This is a genomic window from Thiocapsa bogorovii (genome assembly GCF_021228795.1).
In the GTDB taxonomy this organism is placed as follows: Bacteria; Pseudomonadota; Gammaproteobacteria; order Chromatiales; family Chromatiaceae; genus Thiocapsa; species Thiocapsa bogorovii.
The window spans coordinates 5,618,467-5,633,341 of sequence record NZ_CP089309.1 but is presented as its reverse complement, the minus strand read 5'-3'; the positions used below and the strand labels follow the sequence as shown (position 1 = coordinate 5,633,341).

At 66.3% G+C, this 14,875-nt stretch carries 15 protein-coding genes and 1 pseudogene; 11 read left to right on the top strand and 5 right to left on the bottom strand.

Annotation, left to right across the window (positions count from 1 at the left end):
- The first annotated feature begins 413 nt into the window (after positions 1-413).
- From pgm to LT988_RS25100, 3 genes are read left to right on the top strand one after another with little or no spacing between them, the layout of a single operon-like run.
- Positions 414-2,108: a phosphoglucomutase (alpha-D-glucose-1,6-bisphosphate-dependent) gene (gene pgm, locus LT988_RS25110; RefSeq protein WP_232408222.1), complete on the top strand. Its 1,695-nt coding sequence runs from the start codon at positions 414-416 to the stop codon at positions 2,106-2,108.
- Positions 2,105-3,436, top strand: a complete 1,332-nt coding sequence (locus LT988_RS25105) for a glucoamylase family protein (RefSeq protein WP_232408221.1) — start codon at positions 2,105-2,107, stop codon at positions 3,434-3,436. Before pgm ends, LT988_RS25105 begins: the two co-directional genes overlap by 4 nt.
- Positions 3,433-4,974 (top strand): mercuric reductase, encoded by a 1,542-nt coding sequence (locus LT988_RS25100; RefSeq protein WP_232408220.1) that lies wholly within the window; start codon positions 3,433-3,435, stop codon positions 4,972-4,974. The genes LT988_RS25105 and LT988_RS25100 overlap by 4 nt, the downstream gene beginning before the upstream one ends.
- A 259-nt stretch (positions 4,975-5,233) precedes the next feature.
- Here the strand turns inward: LT988_RS25100 and LT988_RS25095 are convergent, their stop codons facing one another.
- Positions 5,234-5,554: a HepT-like ribonuclease domain-containing protein gene (locus tag LT988_RS25095; RefSeq protein ID WP_232410653.1), complete on the bottom strand. Its 321-nt coding sequence runs from the start codon at positions 5,552-5,554 to the stop codon at positions 5,234-5,236.
- Positions 5,555-5,597: 43 nt separating this feature from the next.
- On the bottom strand, positions 5,598-5,888 hold the full coding sequence (locus tag LT988_RS25090) for a nucleotidyltransferase family protein (protein WP_232408219.1): 291 nt from the start codon (positions 5,886-5,888) through the stop codon (positions 5,598-5,600).
- A gap of 133 nt (positions 5,889-6,021) precedes the next feature.
- Here LT988_RS25090 and LT988_RS25085 point away from each other — a divergent pair, with 133 nt between their 5' ends.
- Both LT988_RS25085 and LT988_RS25080 read left to right on the top strand, forming a co-directional pair.
- Positions 6,022-6,591: a hypothetical protein gene (locus LT988_RS25085; protein WP_232408218.1), complete on the top strand. Its 570-nt coding sequence runs from the start codon at positions 6,022-6,024 to the stop codon at positions 6,589-6,591.
- Positions 6,592-6,740: 149 nt separating this feature from the next.
- Entirely contained in the window at positions 6,741-7,100 is a 360-nt protein-coding gene (locus tag LT988_RS25080) for a secondary thiamine-phosphate synthase enzyme YjbQ (protein ID WP_332460591.1), read from the top strand.
- A gap of 409 nt (positions 7,101-7,509) precedes the next feature.
- Here LT988_RS25080 and LT988_RS25075 read toward each other — a convergent pair.
- Together LT988_RS25075 and LT988_RS25675 are read right to left on the bottom strand one after the other, a co-directional pair.
- A pseudogene (locus tag LT988_RS25075) lies at positions 7,510-8,898 on the bottom strand (IS1380-like element ISTro1 family transposase); the annotation flags it as partial.
- An 82-nt stretch (positions 8,899-8,980) separates the two neighbouring features.
- The gene (locus LT988_RS25675) at positions 8,981-9,307 is read right to left on the bottom strand and encodes a DNA-binding protein (protein WP_408648026.1); all 327 of its coding nucleotides are present in this window, start codon (positions 9,305-9,307) and stop codon (positions 8,981-8,983) included.
- Positions 9,308-9,415: 108 nt separating this feature from the next.
- On the opposite strand from LT988_RS25675, the gene LT988_RS25070 reads away from it, so the two are divergent.
- The 6 genes from LT988_RS25070 to LT988_RS25045 all read left to right on the top strand — a co-directional run bounded on the left by LT988_RS25070 (position 9,416) and on the right by LT988_RS25045 (position 14,215).
- A complete protein-coding gene (locus tag LT988_RS25070; RefSeq protein ID WP_232408217.1) occupies positions 9,416-10,240 on the top strand; it encodes a helix-turn-helix domain-containing protein in 825 nt (274 codons plus the stop codon).
- A gap of 374 nt (positions 10,241-10,614) precedes the next feature.
- Positions 10,615-11,637, top strand: coding sequence for a class I fructose-bisphosphate aldolase (locus LT988_RS25065; protein ID WP_232408216.1), 1,023 nt, complete (start codon positions 10,615-10,617; stop codon positions 11,635-11,637).
- 127 nt (positions 11,638-11,764) lie between these two features.
- Positions 11,765-11,995: a hypothetical protein gene (locus tag LT988_RS25060; RefSeq protein WP_232408215.1), complete on the top strand. Its 231-nt coding sequence runs from the start codon at positions 11,765-11,767 to the stop codon at positions 11,993-11,995.
- On the top strand, positions 11,992-12,768 hold the full coding sequence (locus LT988_RS25055; RefSeq protein ID WP_232408214.1) for an SDR family oxidoreductase: 777 nt from the start codon (positions 11,992-11,994) through the stop codon (positions 12,766-12,768). The genes LT988_RS25060 and LT988_RS25055 overlap by 4 nt, the downstream gene beginning before the upstream one ends.
- Before the next feature lie 92 nt (positions 12,769-12,860).
- On the top strand, positions 12,861-13,406 hold the full coding sequence (locus LT988_RS25050; RefSeq protein WP_232408213.1) for a thermonuclease family protein: 546 nt from the start codon (positions 12,861-12,863) through the stop codon (positions 13,404-13,406).
- A gap of 197 nt (positions 13,407-13,603) precedes the next feature.
- A complete protein-coding gene (locus tag LT988_RS25045) occupies positions 13,604-14,215 on the top strand; it encodes an NAD(P)-dependent oxidoreductase (RefSeq protein ID WP_232408212.1) in 612 nt (203 codons plus the stop codon).
- Positions 14,216-14,309: 94 nt separating this feature from the next.
- On the opposite strand, the gene LT988_RS25040 is transcribed toward LT988_RS25045, so the two are convergent.
- The gene (locus tag LT988_RS25040; protein WP_232408211.1) at positions 14,310-14,708 is read right to left on the bottom strand and encodes a hypothetical protein; all 399 of its coding nucleotides are present in this window, start codon (positions 14,706-14,708) and stop codon (positions 14,310-14,312) included.
- Positions 14,709-14,875 lie beyond the last annotated feature (167 nt).

Genomic DNA, 14,875 nt, shown 5'->3' with positions numbered 1-14,875 from the left:
GGGACGTACCACGTGGGGAAACAGGGGACGTACCACGAATAGGCGACCGTGCCCCGCCGAACAGACCCCTTCAGCCGATGCTGCGGATCAAGCCCCGAGTCGCGCCTGATGGCGATTAGGAAGATTTTTGTTTGTGCCCACCGGAAAGGACCGGCTTCACAAAGCGATCGTCGGCGCTGCGCACGGCAGCGCACAGACACGCAGGTTGCGAGGCGTCAGAGTGCAGCATGCCGGATCGATCGCCGACCTCGGCAGGCGTCGCGCGCCCTGCGTTACGCGATCAAGATCAACAGGGGGCGAAGACGAATGAACGCCGCACGGGCATTGCATCACCTGCACTTCGGCTTCGACGCAGCCCATGTGCTCGCCCCGGCCCGGCAGCAATTGGAGCGGCATGGCAGAGGCGCTCCCGCATGAGCACCCGCATCAGTCCGCTCGCCGGTCAACCGGTGCCGAAGGCCCTGCTCATCGACGTCGACCAGCTCGTGGCGGCGTACTTTTCGGAGCGCCCCGACCCGAGCGTGCCCGCGCAGCGGGTCGCCTTCGGCACCTCGGGCCACCGCGGCTCGGCCTTCGACGTCTCGTTCAACGAATGGCACGTGCTGGCCATCACCCAGGCCCTGTGCGATCACCGTCAGGCCCGGGGCATCGCCGGGCCGCTGTTCATGGGCATCGATACCCACGCCCTGTCTGCACCGGCCAGCGCGAGCGCACTTGAGGTGCTGGCCGCCAATGGCGTGGAGGTGATGCTGGCGACCAACGACGAGCCCACGCCGACCCCGGCGATCTCCCGCGCCATCCTCACGCACAACCGCGGCGTCGCCGAGCCCGGCCGACGCGCCGACGGCATCGTCGTCACGCCGTCGCACAACCCGCCGCGCGATGGCGGCTTCAAGTACAACCCACCGCACGGCGGGCCGGCCGGCGAGGACATCACCGACGCGATCCAGGCGGCGGCGAACCGCTTTCTCGAGAACGGCCTTAAGGGCGTGCGCCGTCTGCCGCACGCCCGGGCCCTGGCGGCCGCGACGACGCATCGGCACGACTACCTCGCGCACTACGTGGCCGAGCTCGACCAGGTGATCGACCTGGACGCGATTCGCAACGCCGGGCTCCGCCTGGGCGTCGACCCGCTGGGCGGTGCCGGCGTGCACTACTGGGTCGCGATCGCCGAACGCTGGAAGATCGACCTGACGGTGGTTAGCGAAGAGATCGATCCGACCTTCGCCTTCATGACGCTGGACTGGGACGGTCAGATCCGCATGGACCCGTCGTCGGTCTACGCAATGCAGCGGCTGATCGCCATCAAGGACCGCTTCGACATCGCCTTCGCCTGCGACACCGACCATGACCGCCACGGCATCGTCACGCCCGCCGCCGGGCTGCTGCCGCCGAACCACTACCTCGCGGTGGCCATCGACTATCTGTTCCAGCACCGGCCCCAGTGGGGCGCCACCGCCGCGGTGGGCAAGACGGTGGTCAGCACGCAACTGATCGACCGTGTCGCCGCGCGACTGGACCGCAGGCTCTACGAGGTGCCGGTCGGCTTCAAGTGGTTCTCGCAAGGGCTACTCGACGCCAGCCTGGGCTTCGCCGGCGAAGAGAGCGCCGGCGCGTCCTTCCTGCGCCGCGACGGCCGGGTCTGGACCACCGACAAGGACGGCCTGATCGCGGCGCTGCTCTCGGCCGAGATCACGGCGCGCTGCGGTCGCGATCCGGGTGCGCTCTACCTCGATCTCGCCGGGCAGCTCGGCAGCCCGGTCGAAGACCGCATTCAGGCGCCGGCAACGGCGGAGCAGAAGGCGCGGCTGGCGGCACTGTCGCCGCAGCAGATCGGCACGGCCGAACTGGCGGGGGAGGGGATCACCAGCGTGCTGAGCCAGGCACCCGGCAACGGTGCGCCCATCGGCGGCATCAAGGTCAGCGCGAAGAGCGGCTGGTACGCGGCACGGCCCTCGGGCACCGAGGACCTCTACAAGATCTACGCCGAAAGCGTCCAGGGCACCGCGCATCTGCAACGCATCCTGGCGGAGGCCCAGGCCACCGTCGATGCCGCCCTGGCGTTGCCGGCAACGACATCGCCAACGTCATCGGGAACACCACCGTGAGGCAGACCGCGGCCTTGCCTCCCGCGGCAGAAGCCGAGCCCCTGTCGCCGGCCGACGAAGCCATGCTGGACGGCTTGCAGCGCGCCGCCTTCGATTATTTCGTCCGGCACACCAACCGCGACAACGGCCTGGTGGCCGATACCTCGCGGCCGGGCTCGCACGCGAGCATCGCGGTCGTCGGCTTCGCCCTGTCGGCCTACCCGGTGGGCGTCGAGCGCGGCTGGATGACGCGCGCCGAGGCCCTGCAGCGCAGCCTGGCCGCGCTGCGCTTCTTCCGGGACAGCGACCAAAGCGGCATGCCCGCATCGACCGGTCGCAACGGCTTTTACTTCCACTTCCTGCACCTGGACAGCGGCGCGAGGGCATGGCGTTGCGAGTTGTCGCTGATCGACACCGCACTGCTGCTGGCCGGCATGCTCACGGCCGCGGCCTATTTCACCGCCGCCACCGCGGACGAGGCCGAGCTGCGTGATCTTGCCGACATGCTTTACCGCCGCGTGGACTGGTGCTGGGCCCAGCGCAAAGGCGCCGCCGTCGTGCACGGCTGGAAGCCCAAGAGCGGCTTTCTCAACTACGGCTGGGAGGGCTACAGCGAAGCCCTCCTGCTCTACACGCTGGGCCTGGGCTCGCCGACCCATTCGCTGACCGAGGCCAGCTTCCCGGCCTGGACCAGCACCTACCAGTGGGAGAACCTCTACGGCATCGACTTCCTCTATGCCGGGCCGCTGTTCATCCACCAGTTCTCGCACGCCTGGATCGACTTTCGCGGCATCCGCGACGACTTCATGCGCGAGAAGCACTGCGACTACTTCGAGAACAGCCGCCGCGCGACCTACGTGCAGCGCGAGTACGCCATCCGCAACCCGCGCGGCTTCGTCGGTTACGGGGAGGACGGCTGGGGCCTGTCGGCCGGCGACGGGCCCAGCGCCCCACGGCAACGCATCGCCGGACGTCGCCAGTCGTTCTATGGCTACGCCGCGCGCGGCGTGCCCTACGGCCCCGATGACGGCACGCTCGCCGGCCCGTCGGTGCTGGCGTCGCTGGTCTTTGCCCCCGAGATCGCGCTGCCCGCTATCCGGCGGATGCTTGCGCGCGGGTCCGCGACCGGCGACCGTGCCGCGCGCGCCAGCGGCTTCAACGACACCGTGCGCGAGGCATGGATCTCCGAGGGCAGTTTCGGGCTCGACCAGGGCCTGATCGTGCTGATGATCGAGAACTTCCGCTCCGGCCTACTATGGCGCCTGCTGCGCGGCTCGGCGCCGATCCGCACGGGCCTGCAACGCGCCGGCTTCCGCGGCGGTTGGCTGGCCGAGGACGAGCATCGATGAGGACCACGACGCGGGCATCGTCCCCAGCCGTGGCGAAGCAGGGCCGCGTGGCCGCGGCGCCCGGCGAACAGGTAGGTCCACCCCGGCCGAGCCAGCGTCACGCGGCTGGGCAGGGTCCGGGCAACCATGATCCCTACGACCTGCTCATCATTGGTGCCGGCCCGGCCGGTCTGCTCGCGGCTCGGGAGGCCGTCGTGGCGGGCGCCCGGGTGGCGCTGATCGAGTCGCGCCACATTGGCGGCAACTGCCTGAACGAAGGCTGCATTCCGTCCAAGACCATCCTGCGCAGCGCACAGCTCATCGCCGAGATGCGCAACGCGCCGAACTACGGCGCTTCATCCCCGGTTGAGGTCAGCGTCGACTTCGCGGCGGTCATGGCCCGCATGCGGCGGGTGCGCGACCGTATCCTGCGCGTCGATTCGCCCGCCCGTCTGGGGGACGAAGGCATCGACCTGCATGTCGGGCACGCCCGTTTCGTCGGCGCCGACGCGGTCGCTGTCGACGGCACCCGGCTGCGCTTCAGGAAGGCGCTGATTGCCACCGGCTCGCGCCCGCTGCTGCCCGACATCGAGGGCCTGGCCGCCGCCGGCTACCTGAACAACGAGACCGTCTTCGCGCTGACGGCGCTGCCGACCAGCCTGCTGGTCATCGGCGGCGGGCCGCTCGGCTGCGAGCTCGCCCAAGCGTTTGCGCGCTTCGGCTGCCGCACCCTCATCTGCCACAGCGAACCGCTGTTCCTGCCGAAGGAAGAGCGCGACGCCGCGCAGATGGTCTCCCACGCCCTGGCCCACGACGGCGTCGAGATCCATCTCAACTCCAACGTCGTCGCCGTTCGCCTGGAGGGTGGCCGCAAGCACGTCACGATGATCAACGACGGCAGCACCGCGACGACGGTGGTCGATGAGATCCTGACCGGCATCGGGCGCCTGCCGGCCGTGCAGGGGCTGGACCTGGAGGCCGCCGGCGTGGCCTACGACGAGGCGACAGGCATCCAGGTCGACGACTGTCTGCGCACCAGCAATCCGCGCATCTTCGCCGCCGGCGACTGCTGCCTGGAGCACGCCTACACCAACACGGCCGAGGCCTCGGCACGCATCGTGGTGCGCAACGCACTGTTTCGCGGTCGCCAGCGCCTGAGCGCGCTGACGGTGCCCTGGTGCACCTACACCGACCCGCAGGTGGCTCACGTGGGCCTATCCGTGCGGCAGGCGCGCGCGCAGGACATTCCCGTGAAGACCTACACGGTGCCGCTGCACGACGTGGTGCGCGCGATCACCGATGGCGAAGAAGAAGGTTTCGTGAAGATCCATGTCCGCGAAGGCACCGACCGCATCCTCGGTGCCACCATCGTCGGGCGCACCGCCGGCGAGCTGATCAACACCATCTCGCTGGCGATGGTGACCGGGCTGGGCCTGGGCCGTCTCGCCCGGGTGATCCACGCCTACCCCACACAGGGCGAGGCGGTCCGCCAGGCCGCGCAGGCCTGCGCGCGGTCGCTGGCCCCGCCGGTGCTGTTGCGGAAGCGGGGGATCACGTGACGATTGAAGCGCCATGACCCTCGGCAGACCGCACTGAAGCGAAACGCGTCAGTCAGGACTGCGACGTGGCGTTTCCGTCCATTAAAGGACCATCGAGCGGCGCTGGGTGCACGTCGGCAACCTGGCCGACACCGGCCGCTCGCGGCGCGAAGTTGGGGGCGTTTTCAACCCTTTGGAGACAGGATCTGTAGCCGGAAGCCCGCAGGGCGGGGCCAGCCGAGTCGGCGAGATCATTTCCCATCGTCACCAGGGCTTGGCCTCATGGTGACGACGCACCGGACCGCGAGCGAAGCTCGCGAAGCAGGGGTAGGAGGGCAGGCACGTCGCCTTGGACGATGCTCCACAGGGTGTCGTTGTCGATTCCGAGATAGCCGTGGATCAGTCGATTGCGAGTCGCGACGATGAGCCGCCAGGGGATATGGGCATTGGCGGACCGCACCGCCTCAGGGACATGGGTCGCGGCCTCGCCGATCAGTTCCAGGTTACGCAGGGTGGCATCGTAGGTCAGGCCATCGTTCAGGAACCCGTCCTGGTCCAGGCCGTCGGTGTAGGCCATGACCTTCTCGGAAAATCCGATCATGTCATCCAGATAAAAGAGCCATTCGCGTGGACTTTCAGCGGCCTCAAACACGGATCGCTTCCCGCTCGATGTGTGGCCGCAGTTCGGGGCGTAGGGCCTTCTCTGTGACCAGATCGACGGGACGCCCGAGCAAGTCTTCGAGATAGAATTGGACGCCGAAAAAACGCTCCGATGTAGCCGGCCCATCGAAGGCCACCAGGATATCCACGTCGCTATCCTCCTTCGCCTCGTCCCGGACCGTGGAGCCAAACACGGCGAGCGAGGTAACGCTGAAGCGCCGAGTCAGGAGTTCTTTGTGCTCGGCGAGCAGTTGCAAGGCGCGGTTGAGCATCATTTCTTCGTCTCCTGGTGCAACGAAGGTCTTACGGCTCGATCGACTCGTTCGATTGCCTTGAGGGGGCAATCGGTCAAACCCCAAGCAGCGACAGCAGTCTAGCACGCGATACGTAAGTTATCGGGGCATCCTGTTGGCGGAAAAATTGGCGATAACTGAGGTGAGGCGGGTCGACGACGCGGAATCGGAGGGCGAAACCGAGGCGGGTTCGCATTTCTTTCCTGGAACAAGCCGGCGCGGCCTAGGACGAAACGGCAGGCATCCAGGGCGACGACTTTCTGCGCACCCGCAATCCGCGCATCTTCGCCGCCAGCGCCTCAGCGCACTGACGGTGCCCTGGTGCACCTATACCGACCCGCAGGTGGCTCACGTCGGCCTGTCCGTGCGGCAGGCGCGTGCGCAGCACATTCCCGTCAAGACCTACACCGTGCCGCTGCAGGACGTGGTGCGCGCGATCACCGATGGCGAAGAAGAAGGGTTCGTGAAGATCCATGTCCGCGAAGGCACCGACCGCATCCTCGGTGCCACCATCGTCGGGCGCACCGCCGGCGAGCTGATCAACACCATCTCGCTGGCGATGGTGACCGGGCTGGGACTGAGCCGCCTCGCCCGGGTGATCCACGCCCACCCCACACAGGGCGAGGCGGTCCGCCACGCCGCGCAGGCCTGCGCGCTGTCGCTGCCCCCCGTTTGCAGACATTGATGACGCGGACAATGGCTAAAGCGTCTCGTTCTCCGTGGCGACGGACCCAGCTTGACCTAGTGAGTCAACCAGCACTGCCGCGCCCACCGAGACGAGCGTATCAATATTGGCCGCAACAGCGTTGAGCCAATCCTGGCAACTGTCCACGGATAACGTCACCGGACCGCCTGTGCGATACACCCGAGCCACCACGTGGCAACGGCATCGTCCACGTCTACGCCCAGCGCGCCACGGCCGCGATCCTGATCCAGGAGAACTGGGACGAGAGCGTTCAGGAGGACGTGATCGACTTCCTTTCGAAGCAGATCCCGAAGGGCGTGTGGCGACATGACGCCCAAGACAGCAACGGCGATGCGCATCTGAAGGCAGGCCTGGTCGGACCCTCCGAGACAGTCCCCTTGATCGACGGCGAGCTCGGCCTATCGCGTTGGCAGAACCTCTTCTTCTGCGAGTTCGACGGGCCGCGGAGGGATCGGCGCGTGGTGGTCACGACTCTCGCCGACGGCTGACGCAGGCGCTAGCCGAATCGGGCAACGTGCCCCCGCTCATGCTGGACCCTAGATCCGGCAGTTGACCGCTTCGTGCCCCATGCAAGGGTTTGACGCGGTTGACGATCTTAGGCATCTGACGCCTCACCCGCCGGGTGACGGCCGTTCAACTGCCGGATCTAGCCCGGATGTTTCATAAACCGACACAGCCGACACTGGCCTCGCGGATTTGCGCGGCGCTGGGCGTCACCGAGGGCGATGACCGGGACGCCGCGGGGGTTGAATGGTGGAAATACCGAGCGGCAACGGGCTTGATCAACGGGGCACGAGTAGTTTTGTCGCCGCGCAGGCGTACGATGCCCTGCCCGAGGTGGGCATAGTCGTCGTGCGCGTGCTGAAATCCCCGTGCGGGGATGTATGTGCGTCTAGGCGGGCGCCGCCCGGGCTGCGCGTTGAAGAGCCTCTCGGTGACCTGCTGCAACAGCGTCTTGACCGGACAGCTCGAGGGCAGGTGCAGGCGCACGCGGTCTTTGTACTGCACCACGCGCACGGCGAGCTTGAACAGTTTGATGATCACGGTGGCAGGCTGGGCGTTGGCCAGTTCCGTGCCGACGAGGACCTCGGTGCGCAGCGTTTGGTGCAAGACGTAAGCGGCGCAGGAGAAGAACAAGCGCATCTGATTGGCCAAGAAGGTGCTGTCGGAAGTGCGATCGCTGGCCAGATCGTTCTTGATCATTTTGATGAAGTTCTCGTCCTGGCCGCGCGCGCAGTACAGATCGCGGTAGACGCACTCGGGACTGGGCAAGTCCAAGGAGGTGACGACGAAGCGGAGGTTGTCGCCGCGCGCCGTCACCTCGGCTTTGAGGATGGTCCGACACGCGCCGGGCCAGGAACCGGCACGGTAGTCAACCTCGTGGTAGGTGCGGGTCCGCTCGGGTACGTCGGCGTCGGCGCGCCGGGCGTTCTCGATGCGCAGCGCATGGAGCTTGCGGGCGTCGGCCAAGAACGGCTCGGCCCGTGGCGTGAGAGCCCGGTTACCCGCCAGGCCGAAGATGAAATCCGTCAACGGATCGGCCATCGCCAAGGCCATCAACTCGGGGTTGGAGAAGTGTCCGTCGCCGCGCAGGATGATGCGTGTGCGTGGCCACGCGGCCCGCAGCCGCTTGAGCACGCGCTTGAGGATCATCGCGTTCTCGGCGCCGGTGGGGCGCTTGCCGGGACGCAGCACCGCGGTGATGAACTTCCCCGAGAGGCCCTCGAAGAGAAACAGCGGCAAGTAGCAATGGTTGCCGTAGTGATGATTGTAGAACGCGAACTCCTGCTGGCCATGGGTGGCGTCTTCGGAGTGGTCCATATCGAGCACGATCACCTGCGGCGCCTTCGGGTAGCTGGCGATGAAGGCCTCGACGAAGGCCTGCGCCATGCGGTAGAGGTCGCGCGCGCCGACCCCATTCTCCAAACGCGAGAAGGTCGGCCCGCTGGCCAGGTCCGTCGTCGCATCCAGCGGCTTGCGCTCCAGCCCCAGCTTGAACAGCGCATCACGGCGCAGCGCATTGGCGTCGTTGCCGTCTTCGTAAGCACAGGCGATCTGGTAGACCCGTTGCGCGATCAGCTCACGCATCGGATGGGTGGTGTAGGACGGATGGCGCCAATCATCGATCGCTGCGCTCAACCGCTCGGTCAGGCCGATCTGCCGATCAACCCCGCGCAGAATCATGGGGCCAAAGTCAGACGACATGGCGCCGCCGTCGAAGTCGCCGCGGACCGTGAAACCGGCGACCGGGGGAAAACGCAGCTGTTCCGGGGTAGACTCGGGCATGGGCGACCTCGTTTAGCTTCTTCCGAAGCGTTCTTGGCGGAACAGCCATTTTATCAATGGGTTGAACGAGAGTCGCCCTTTTTTATGAAATATTCGGGCTAGGTTGACCCGTGCCGTTTCTTCGCCAGGTCCTGCTCACTCGCCCCGAGCGCCGCAAGCAACACCTCGATCCGTTCATTCTGACGAGCGACCTCCCCCAGAAGCTCGGCGCTTTCGCTTGCGCTGTTCTCGGAAAGCCGGCTCTACCCTGTTGCTCGGCGAGCCAGTGCGCGAGCACCGACGCGATGGTGCGAGGGGATCCGCCGCCGAGGCGGTGGCGCACGGCGATGACCGTTGGGGAGCGACCTGCGTCGAGAAGAGCTTGGGTGGCCCCACGGATCTGCTCGGGGTCGAGGCGGGGTTGCGGCATGCGTTTGCCTCCTGGCTTATGGGTTGCGGATCCGCCAACACGCGATGTCGACACGAAGTCTACGTTTATCGTAGAGCATGCGGACGGGGCTTCCCGGACGATCGGGGCATGTCCCAATCGTCCAGCATCCCGACAATCTTTGGCCGGCGCTTACGCGAGTCGCGGCAACGCCTCGGTATTGCGCAGGACCGATTGGGCGTGATGGTGGGTCTCGACGAGCGCAGCAGCAGCGCACGGATGAGCCGCTACGAATCCGGTATCCACTTGCCGCCATTGGCGATCGCCGAGAAGCTGGCCGTTGTTCTGGGTGTGCCGATGCCGTACTTCTACTGCAGCGACGAGGAACTGGCCGAGCTCATCTTGCGGTTCGGCGAGCTGAGTGCAGAGGGGAGGGCGCGGGTGCTGGCGCTGGCGCTCGCGCAGGAGTTGGCGGCGCAGTCGTCGGGGCGATGTCAACGTAGAGTTGCCTCCGCGCAATGGTGGATCTCAACCGGTACGTCGATCCTTTGGGGACGCTGCGTCAGGGGCGACACCCATGTCGATCTTGTCGCGAAGGTCTTTGAATGGAGGTCCGAACACAAGACCCCCGGAGAGTCGCGTGTCGCTCGTGAATCCGTCCGGGGGCTCCTGCCGCCGGACGGACTCGCTCCTTGGCGACGACCTGTTTTGGCCCCGGTTCGCCCCGCTCCGGGCCGCGCTGCGCCACGACGTGCGCCCGAGGGGCGCGGTCGGGCTGCGCACGGCCCTGCGACGAATGGCTCGACGGCGTGTCGGATGCGCTTTGCATACCGCCTTCGCGGCTTCGCGACCACGGCCGCTTCGCCACTGCGGCGGCACGCACGCGCCGACGCCTACCGGGGGCCGCTCGGCTTCGCTCCGCTCTCCATGCCTCGCGGAGTTGTGAAGTGGATTAAGACTTTCCTTTGTGTGTGATCCCGGAAAGAGCTGCCAGCCCTAATCGGTTAGCTCAAGGCACTGTCTTGGCGTTATTTTCCCGCCGATTGCCAATCATCCAGCCTAAGTTCGACGCGCGCGGTGGAGAGGCGGTGCTATCCTGGTGGGTGAGAGTCCCACCCGGCAATGTTGCTCCAGGCGCAAGCAATCGGAGCAGTCAGTCATGGAGGTAACGAAGGGCTGAAACCTCTGAGATTCACCCGAGATCTCTTCTTCGAAGGGTGGTGTTAACCGTCCATCACGTTGGAGACGATGACGCGGAAGCGTTCCAAGCGCGTCGCACCTGCCATTTCGGTGTCCTTGCAACGGGGGTGTCAAGGGTTCTCCCGGTTTCCTCCTACAGGAGGCGAAACATGTCCATCACCAACGAACTCCAGGCCACGATCGAACAGATGGTGCAGCGGGGCAAGGGTATCCTTGCCGCAGACGAGAGTCATCCCACCATCGCCAAGCGGTTTGCGGCGATTGACGTGGAAGCGACGCCAGAGAGCCGCTGTGCTTACCGCACCTTGCTGTTCACCGCTCCCGGTATCGAGGATTTCATCAGCGCGGTGATCGAATTCGAGGAGACGCTCGCGCAGAGCGCTGGCGACAGAGCGCTGCCCGAGGTGCTGGCGCAGCGCGGGATCGTTCCCGGTATCAAAGTGGACAAGGGTAAGGGGCCGCTGGCACTGTCGCCCGGCGACCTGATCACCTATGGCCTCGACGGCTTGGCCGAGAGACTCGCGCAGTACAAGCGCCAAGGAGCGCGGTTCGCGAAGTGGCGCGAGGTCTACTCGATCAGCGATTGCAACCCGACCCAGTTGGGCATTGCAGCCAACGCCGAGATGCTGGCGCGCTATGCGGCGGTCTGTCAGGAGCAGGGAGTGGCGCCGATCGTCGAGCCGGAGGTGTTGATCGACGGCGATCATAGCCTGACCCGCTGCGCCGAGGTTACAGAGGCGGTGCAGAAGGAGATCTTCCACGCCCTGTACCGCCATCGCGTGGTGCTCGAGCATATCATCCTCAAGCCCAACATGGTGCTGCCCGGCAAGGATCACGCGGACAGGGCGAGTGCCGAAGAGATCGCCGAGGAGACCCTGCGGGTGCTCAGACGCACCGTACCGACAGCAGTGCCGAGTATCAATTTCCTGTCCGGGGGAATGAACCCCGAAGAATCGACCGCCAACCTCAATGCCATGAATGCGGGTTTCCCTCAGGCGCCCTGGTTGCTTTCGTTTTCCTACGGTCGCGCCCTGCAACAGCCGGTGCTGCAAGCCTGGCAGGGCAGAGCGGAGAACGCTGCCGCCGCGCAGCGGGCTTTGCTGAAACGTGCGAGATTGAATGGGCTTGCCCAGCGCGGCGAATACCAATCGTCGATGGAGTCGCAAGACTGAGCACCAGGGCGATCGCATCAACCGGCGCTAATGTTAGGAGGACCTGATGGGTTGTTCTGCCCCGCGGTCCGTGGTGCCTCAAAGAGCAGCTTCTCCAAGTATCGTTCTGAAACGACCTGGTATTTGTGTGCACCAACTTATCCTCACCTCGGCCTGGGGCACAATCTTCACGCTCAACGCGCTGCTCGCCTTCGGCAAGATGGAATCCGTCCTGCTCCAGCCCTGGCAGTACGAGATTACCAACTATGTGCTGCTGGTCTGCGGCGCGATCTTGACCAGCTGGTATCCGAATCGGGTCAGGTCCCGCGCGGCGCGCACCGCGTCTGCGCGGGGGAGCGAGGAGTCCGTTCGATCATGACTGCTCCCCTCGCCCTCATCACCGGCGGTGCGCAAGGTATCGGGCGCGCCCTGGCACAGTCGTTCTTGGCCGAAGGGTGGCGGGTGGTGGTGCTCGACCTCGACGCCGAGGCCCTCGCCGCACTGACGGCCGAGCTGGGGAGTCCCGCCCTGCTCGGGCTGGCGGCCGACGTGGGTGAGGAGACGGCGGTTGCCGCTGCCTTCGCCGCGCTCCAGGCGTGGCAGGACCGGGCGGGTGAACCCGCCGGGCTGGACCTGCTGGTGAACAATGCCGGTCTCGCCGACCCGGTGAGCGGCCCGCTCGAAGCGCTGTCGCTCGCGGGGTGGCGGCGCTGGCTGGACGGTCACCTGACCGGAGCCTTCCTCTGCACCCGCGCGGCCATCCCGGGACTGCGCATGCGCCGGGGCGCCATCGTCAACATCGCCTCGACCCGTGCACTGCAATCGGAGCCCCACTGTGAAGCCTACGCCGCGGCCAAGGGCGGGCTACTGGCCTTCACCCATGCCGCTGCGATCAGTCTCGGGCCGCTGATCCGCGTCAATGCCGTCAGCCCCGGCTGGATCGAGACGGGACCCCTCCGGAAGTCGGCCCACCGGCGCGTCCCGGACCACCGCCCGATCGACCAGGCCCAGCATGCCGTGGGGCGCGTGGGCGAGCCTGCCGACATCGTGGCGGCGGTCCGCTTCCTCGCCAGCCCGAGTGCGGGGTTCATCACCGGCCAGAACCTGGTCGTCGATGGCGGTATGACCCGCACCATGATCTATGCGGAGTGAGCCAGGGGCGGTGCGTGGGTCACCTCAGCCGCCCTCGGGCGGCGCACTGGTCTACCGTTCAAGGTACCCATGTCCGCAGTCCGGGGTAAGCCGTGCTTGTCTCACCCCTTCGTTCGCTCTCTGCTGTTCTCGTTCTGGCACTCCTGATCTTCCCGCCGATTCACGCCGACACCCTTGTCGGCAAAGTGGTCCGCATCCTTGATGGCGATACCGTCGAGGTGCTCGATGCGCAGAAGCGGACGCACCGCTTACGGCTCGCCGGTATCGACGCCTCCGAGAGCAAGCAGCCCTTCGGGACCACGACCAAGCGCGCCCTGTCGACGCTGGTCGGCGGCGACGCCGTGACCGTCGAATGGCATAAGCGCGATCGATACGCCCGGTTGGTCGGTAAACTCATGGTTGACGGTAGGGACGTGACTCTGGCCCTGGTAGGCGCCGGCTACGCTTGGTGGCACCGCGAGTACGCGGGCGAGCAGGCTCCGGGTGACCGCCGACTCTACGAGGCCGCCGAGAAGGCGGCTCGGAGTGATGGTGTCGGACTCTGGTCAGACCCGCGGCCGATCGCGCCCTGGGATTGGAGCGACGGAGGGCCGACGGCAGTGCCCGCCAAGCCGAGCTCGGGCGGCCTGTCCGTGTGACTCCGGTCGGCTCTGCACGGGACCGAAGGGCGGGATCGACTGCGTGCGGGAGAGCGGCTCGAAGCAGTATTTCCCGCGGGATTGATCGGGACACGACGGTTGGTTGCCGATCCCGGGCGTTATCATGCCCAAGGTCGCCGGGCGCTCCGCTCCGGCAGACGGTTTTGATCAACCACAGACCTCGAGGACATCCGAGCATGCAGATCGCACTCTTCGGCGCGACCGGTGGAACCGGCCAACAGGTTCTGGAGCAGGCTCTCGCGTCCGGTCACACCGTGACGGCACTGGTGCGCGACCCCGCCAAGATCGAGGCGCGGCCCGGCTTGGACGTCTTATGCGGAGATGTCCTGGATCAGGAGGCGACCAGCCGCTGTATTCAGGGTTCGGCAGCAGTCATCTGCGTGCTGGGCTCTGGGGTCGGTGCGGAACCGGTCGAGGCGCAGGGCACGCAGCGCATCCTCGAGGCCATGAAGTCCAACGGCGTGCGCCGACTCGTCGCCGTGACCTCGCTCGGGGTCGGCGACACTCGCGCGCAGGTCAGTGCGGAGTTTCAGCGGGCCATGGACACGGTGTTGCAACCCATCATCGCGGCCAAGACGGAACAGGAGCGCCTCATTCGGGCGAGCGGCCTGGACTGGACCATCGTGCGTCCCGGCGGGCTCGGTGACGGACCGCGCACCGGCGACTATCGCAGCGGCACCGACCCCACCCTGATGGCCGGACTCGTCAGCCGGGCGGATGTCGCCGAGTTCGTCCTGCGCCAGCTGTCGGATGATTCCTACCTGCACCGATGCCCGGCGGTGACCTGAGCCGGCTGGATCGGTTCGGGAGGGCGACGCGGTGTGGCCGGATGGTGAGGCGGCTATTCGCCGCAAGGGCAGCAAGCCGTATGCTCGAGCGCGGCTAAGGCGCTTCTGTAGCCCGCAGGACCGCTTCGAGGTTGGCCTCGGTGACCGGCAAGGTCAACACGGCATGGATCCGGAAGCGCTCGGCCAGTCGGGGGACGTATTGGGCCTGCTCTTTACTGACCAGCACGATCGTTCGTGCCGTCGGTGCCTGCTTGCGCAAAGCCGCCAGAAAGACGTCCAGGTTGCTGACATTGGCTCCGGCGTAGTTGTTGCCGAAACCGTAGAAGAACTCCGCCACGATCCAGTCCGGCGTCATGGACTTGAGTGCCTGCAACGCCTTGCGTTGCGAGGCGAGCTTGACCTGGCTGATGCCGAGACGCTCATAGAGGGCGTCGAAGCGAGGATGGTTCGGGGATTCGATGATCGAGAAGAGCGTGGTCATGCGGTCAGCCATGTTGCTGCACAGAAAGCCTCCAACGCTGCCCGAGACCATCGAATGGTGCAAGTCGGCGGAGACGTTGCTCGTAAGGCGGCCACCGACGCCTTGATCGAGGTTCTAACCGATGAGGATCTCCGGATGACTGGATAACCCTAACAGGAAGCTCTATTATTGGGGTATAC

Coding starts and splice junctions, on each gene's coding strand:
- pgm (WP_232408222.1), top strand. CDS start 414: ATGAGCACCCGCATCAGTCCGCTCGCCGGTCAACCGGTGCCGAAGGCC.
- LT988_RS25100 (WP_232408220.1), top strand. CDS start 3,433: ATGAGGACCACGACGCGGGCATCGTCCCCAGCCGTGGCGAAGCAGGGC.
- LT988_RS25095 (WP_232410653.1), bottom strand. CDS start 5,554: ATGATCGGATTTTCCGAGAAGGTCATGGCCTACACCGACGGCCTGGAC.
- LT988_RS25090 (WP_232408219.1), bottom strand. CDS start 5,888: ATGATGCTCAACCGCGCCTTGCAACTGCTCGCCGAGCACAAAGAACTC.
- LT988_RS25675 (WP_408648026.1), bottom strand. CDS start 9,307: ATGCCGCAACCCCGCCTCGACCCCGAGCAGATCCGTGGGGCCACCCAA.
- LT988_RS25070 (WP_232408217.1), top strand. CDS start 9,416: ATGTCCCAATCGTCCAGCATCCCGACAATCTTTGGCCGGCGCTTACGC.
- LT988_RS25065 (WP_232408216.1), top strand. CDS start 10,615: ATGTCCATCACCAACGAACTCCAGGCCACGATCGAACAGATGGTGCAG.
- LT988_RS25055 (WP_232408214.1), top strand. CDS start 11,992: ATGACTGCTCCCCTCGCCCTCATCACCGGCGGTGCGCAAGGTATCGGG.
- LT988_RS25045 (WP_232408212.1), top strand. CDS start 13,604: ATGCAGATCGCACTCTTCGGCGCGACCGGTGGAACCGGCCAACAGGTT.
- LT988_RS25040 (WP_232408211.1), bottom strand. CDS start 14,708: ATGGCTGACCGCATGACCACGCTCTTCTCGATCATCGAATCCCCGAAC.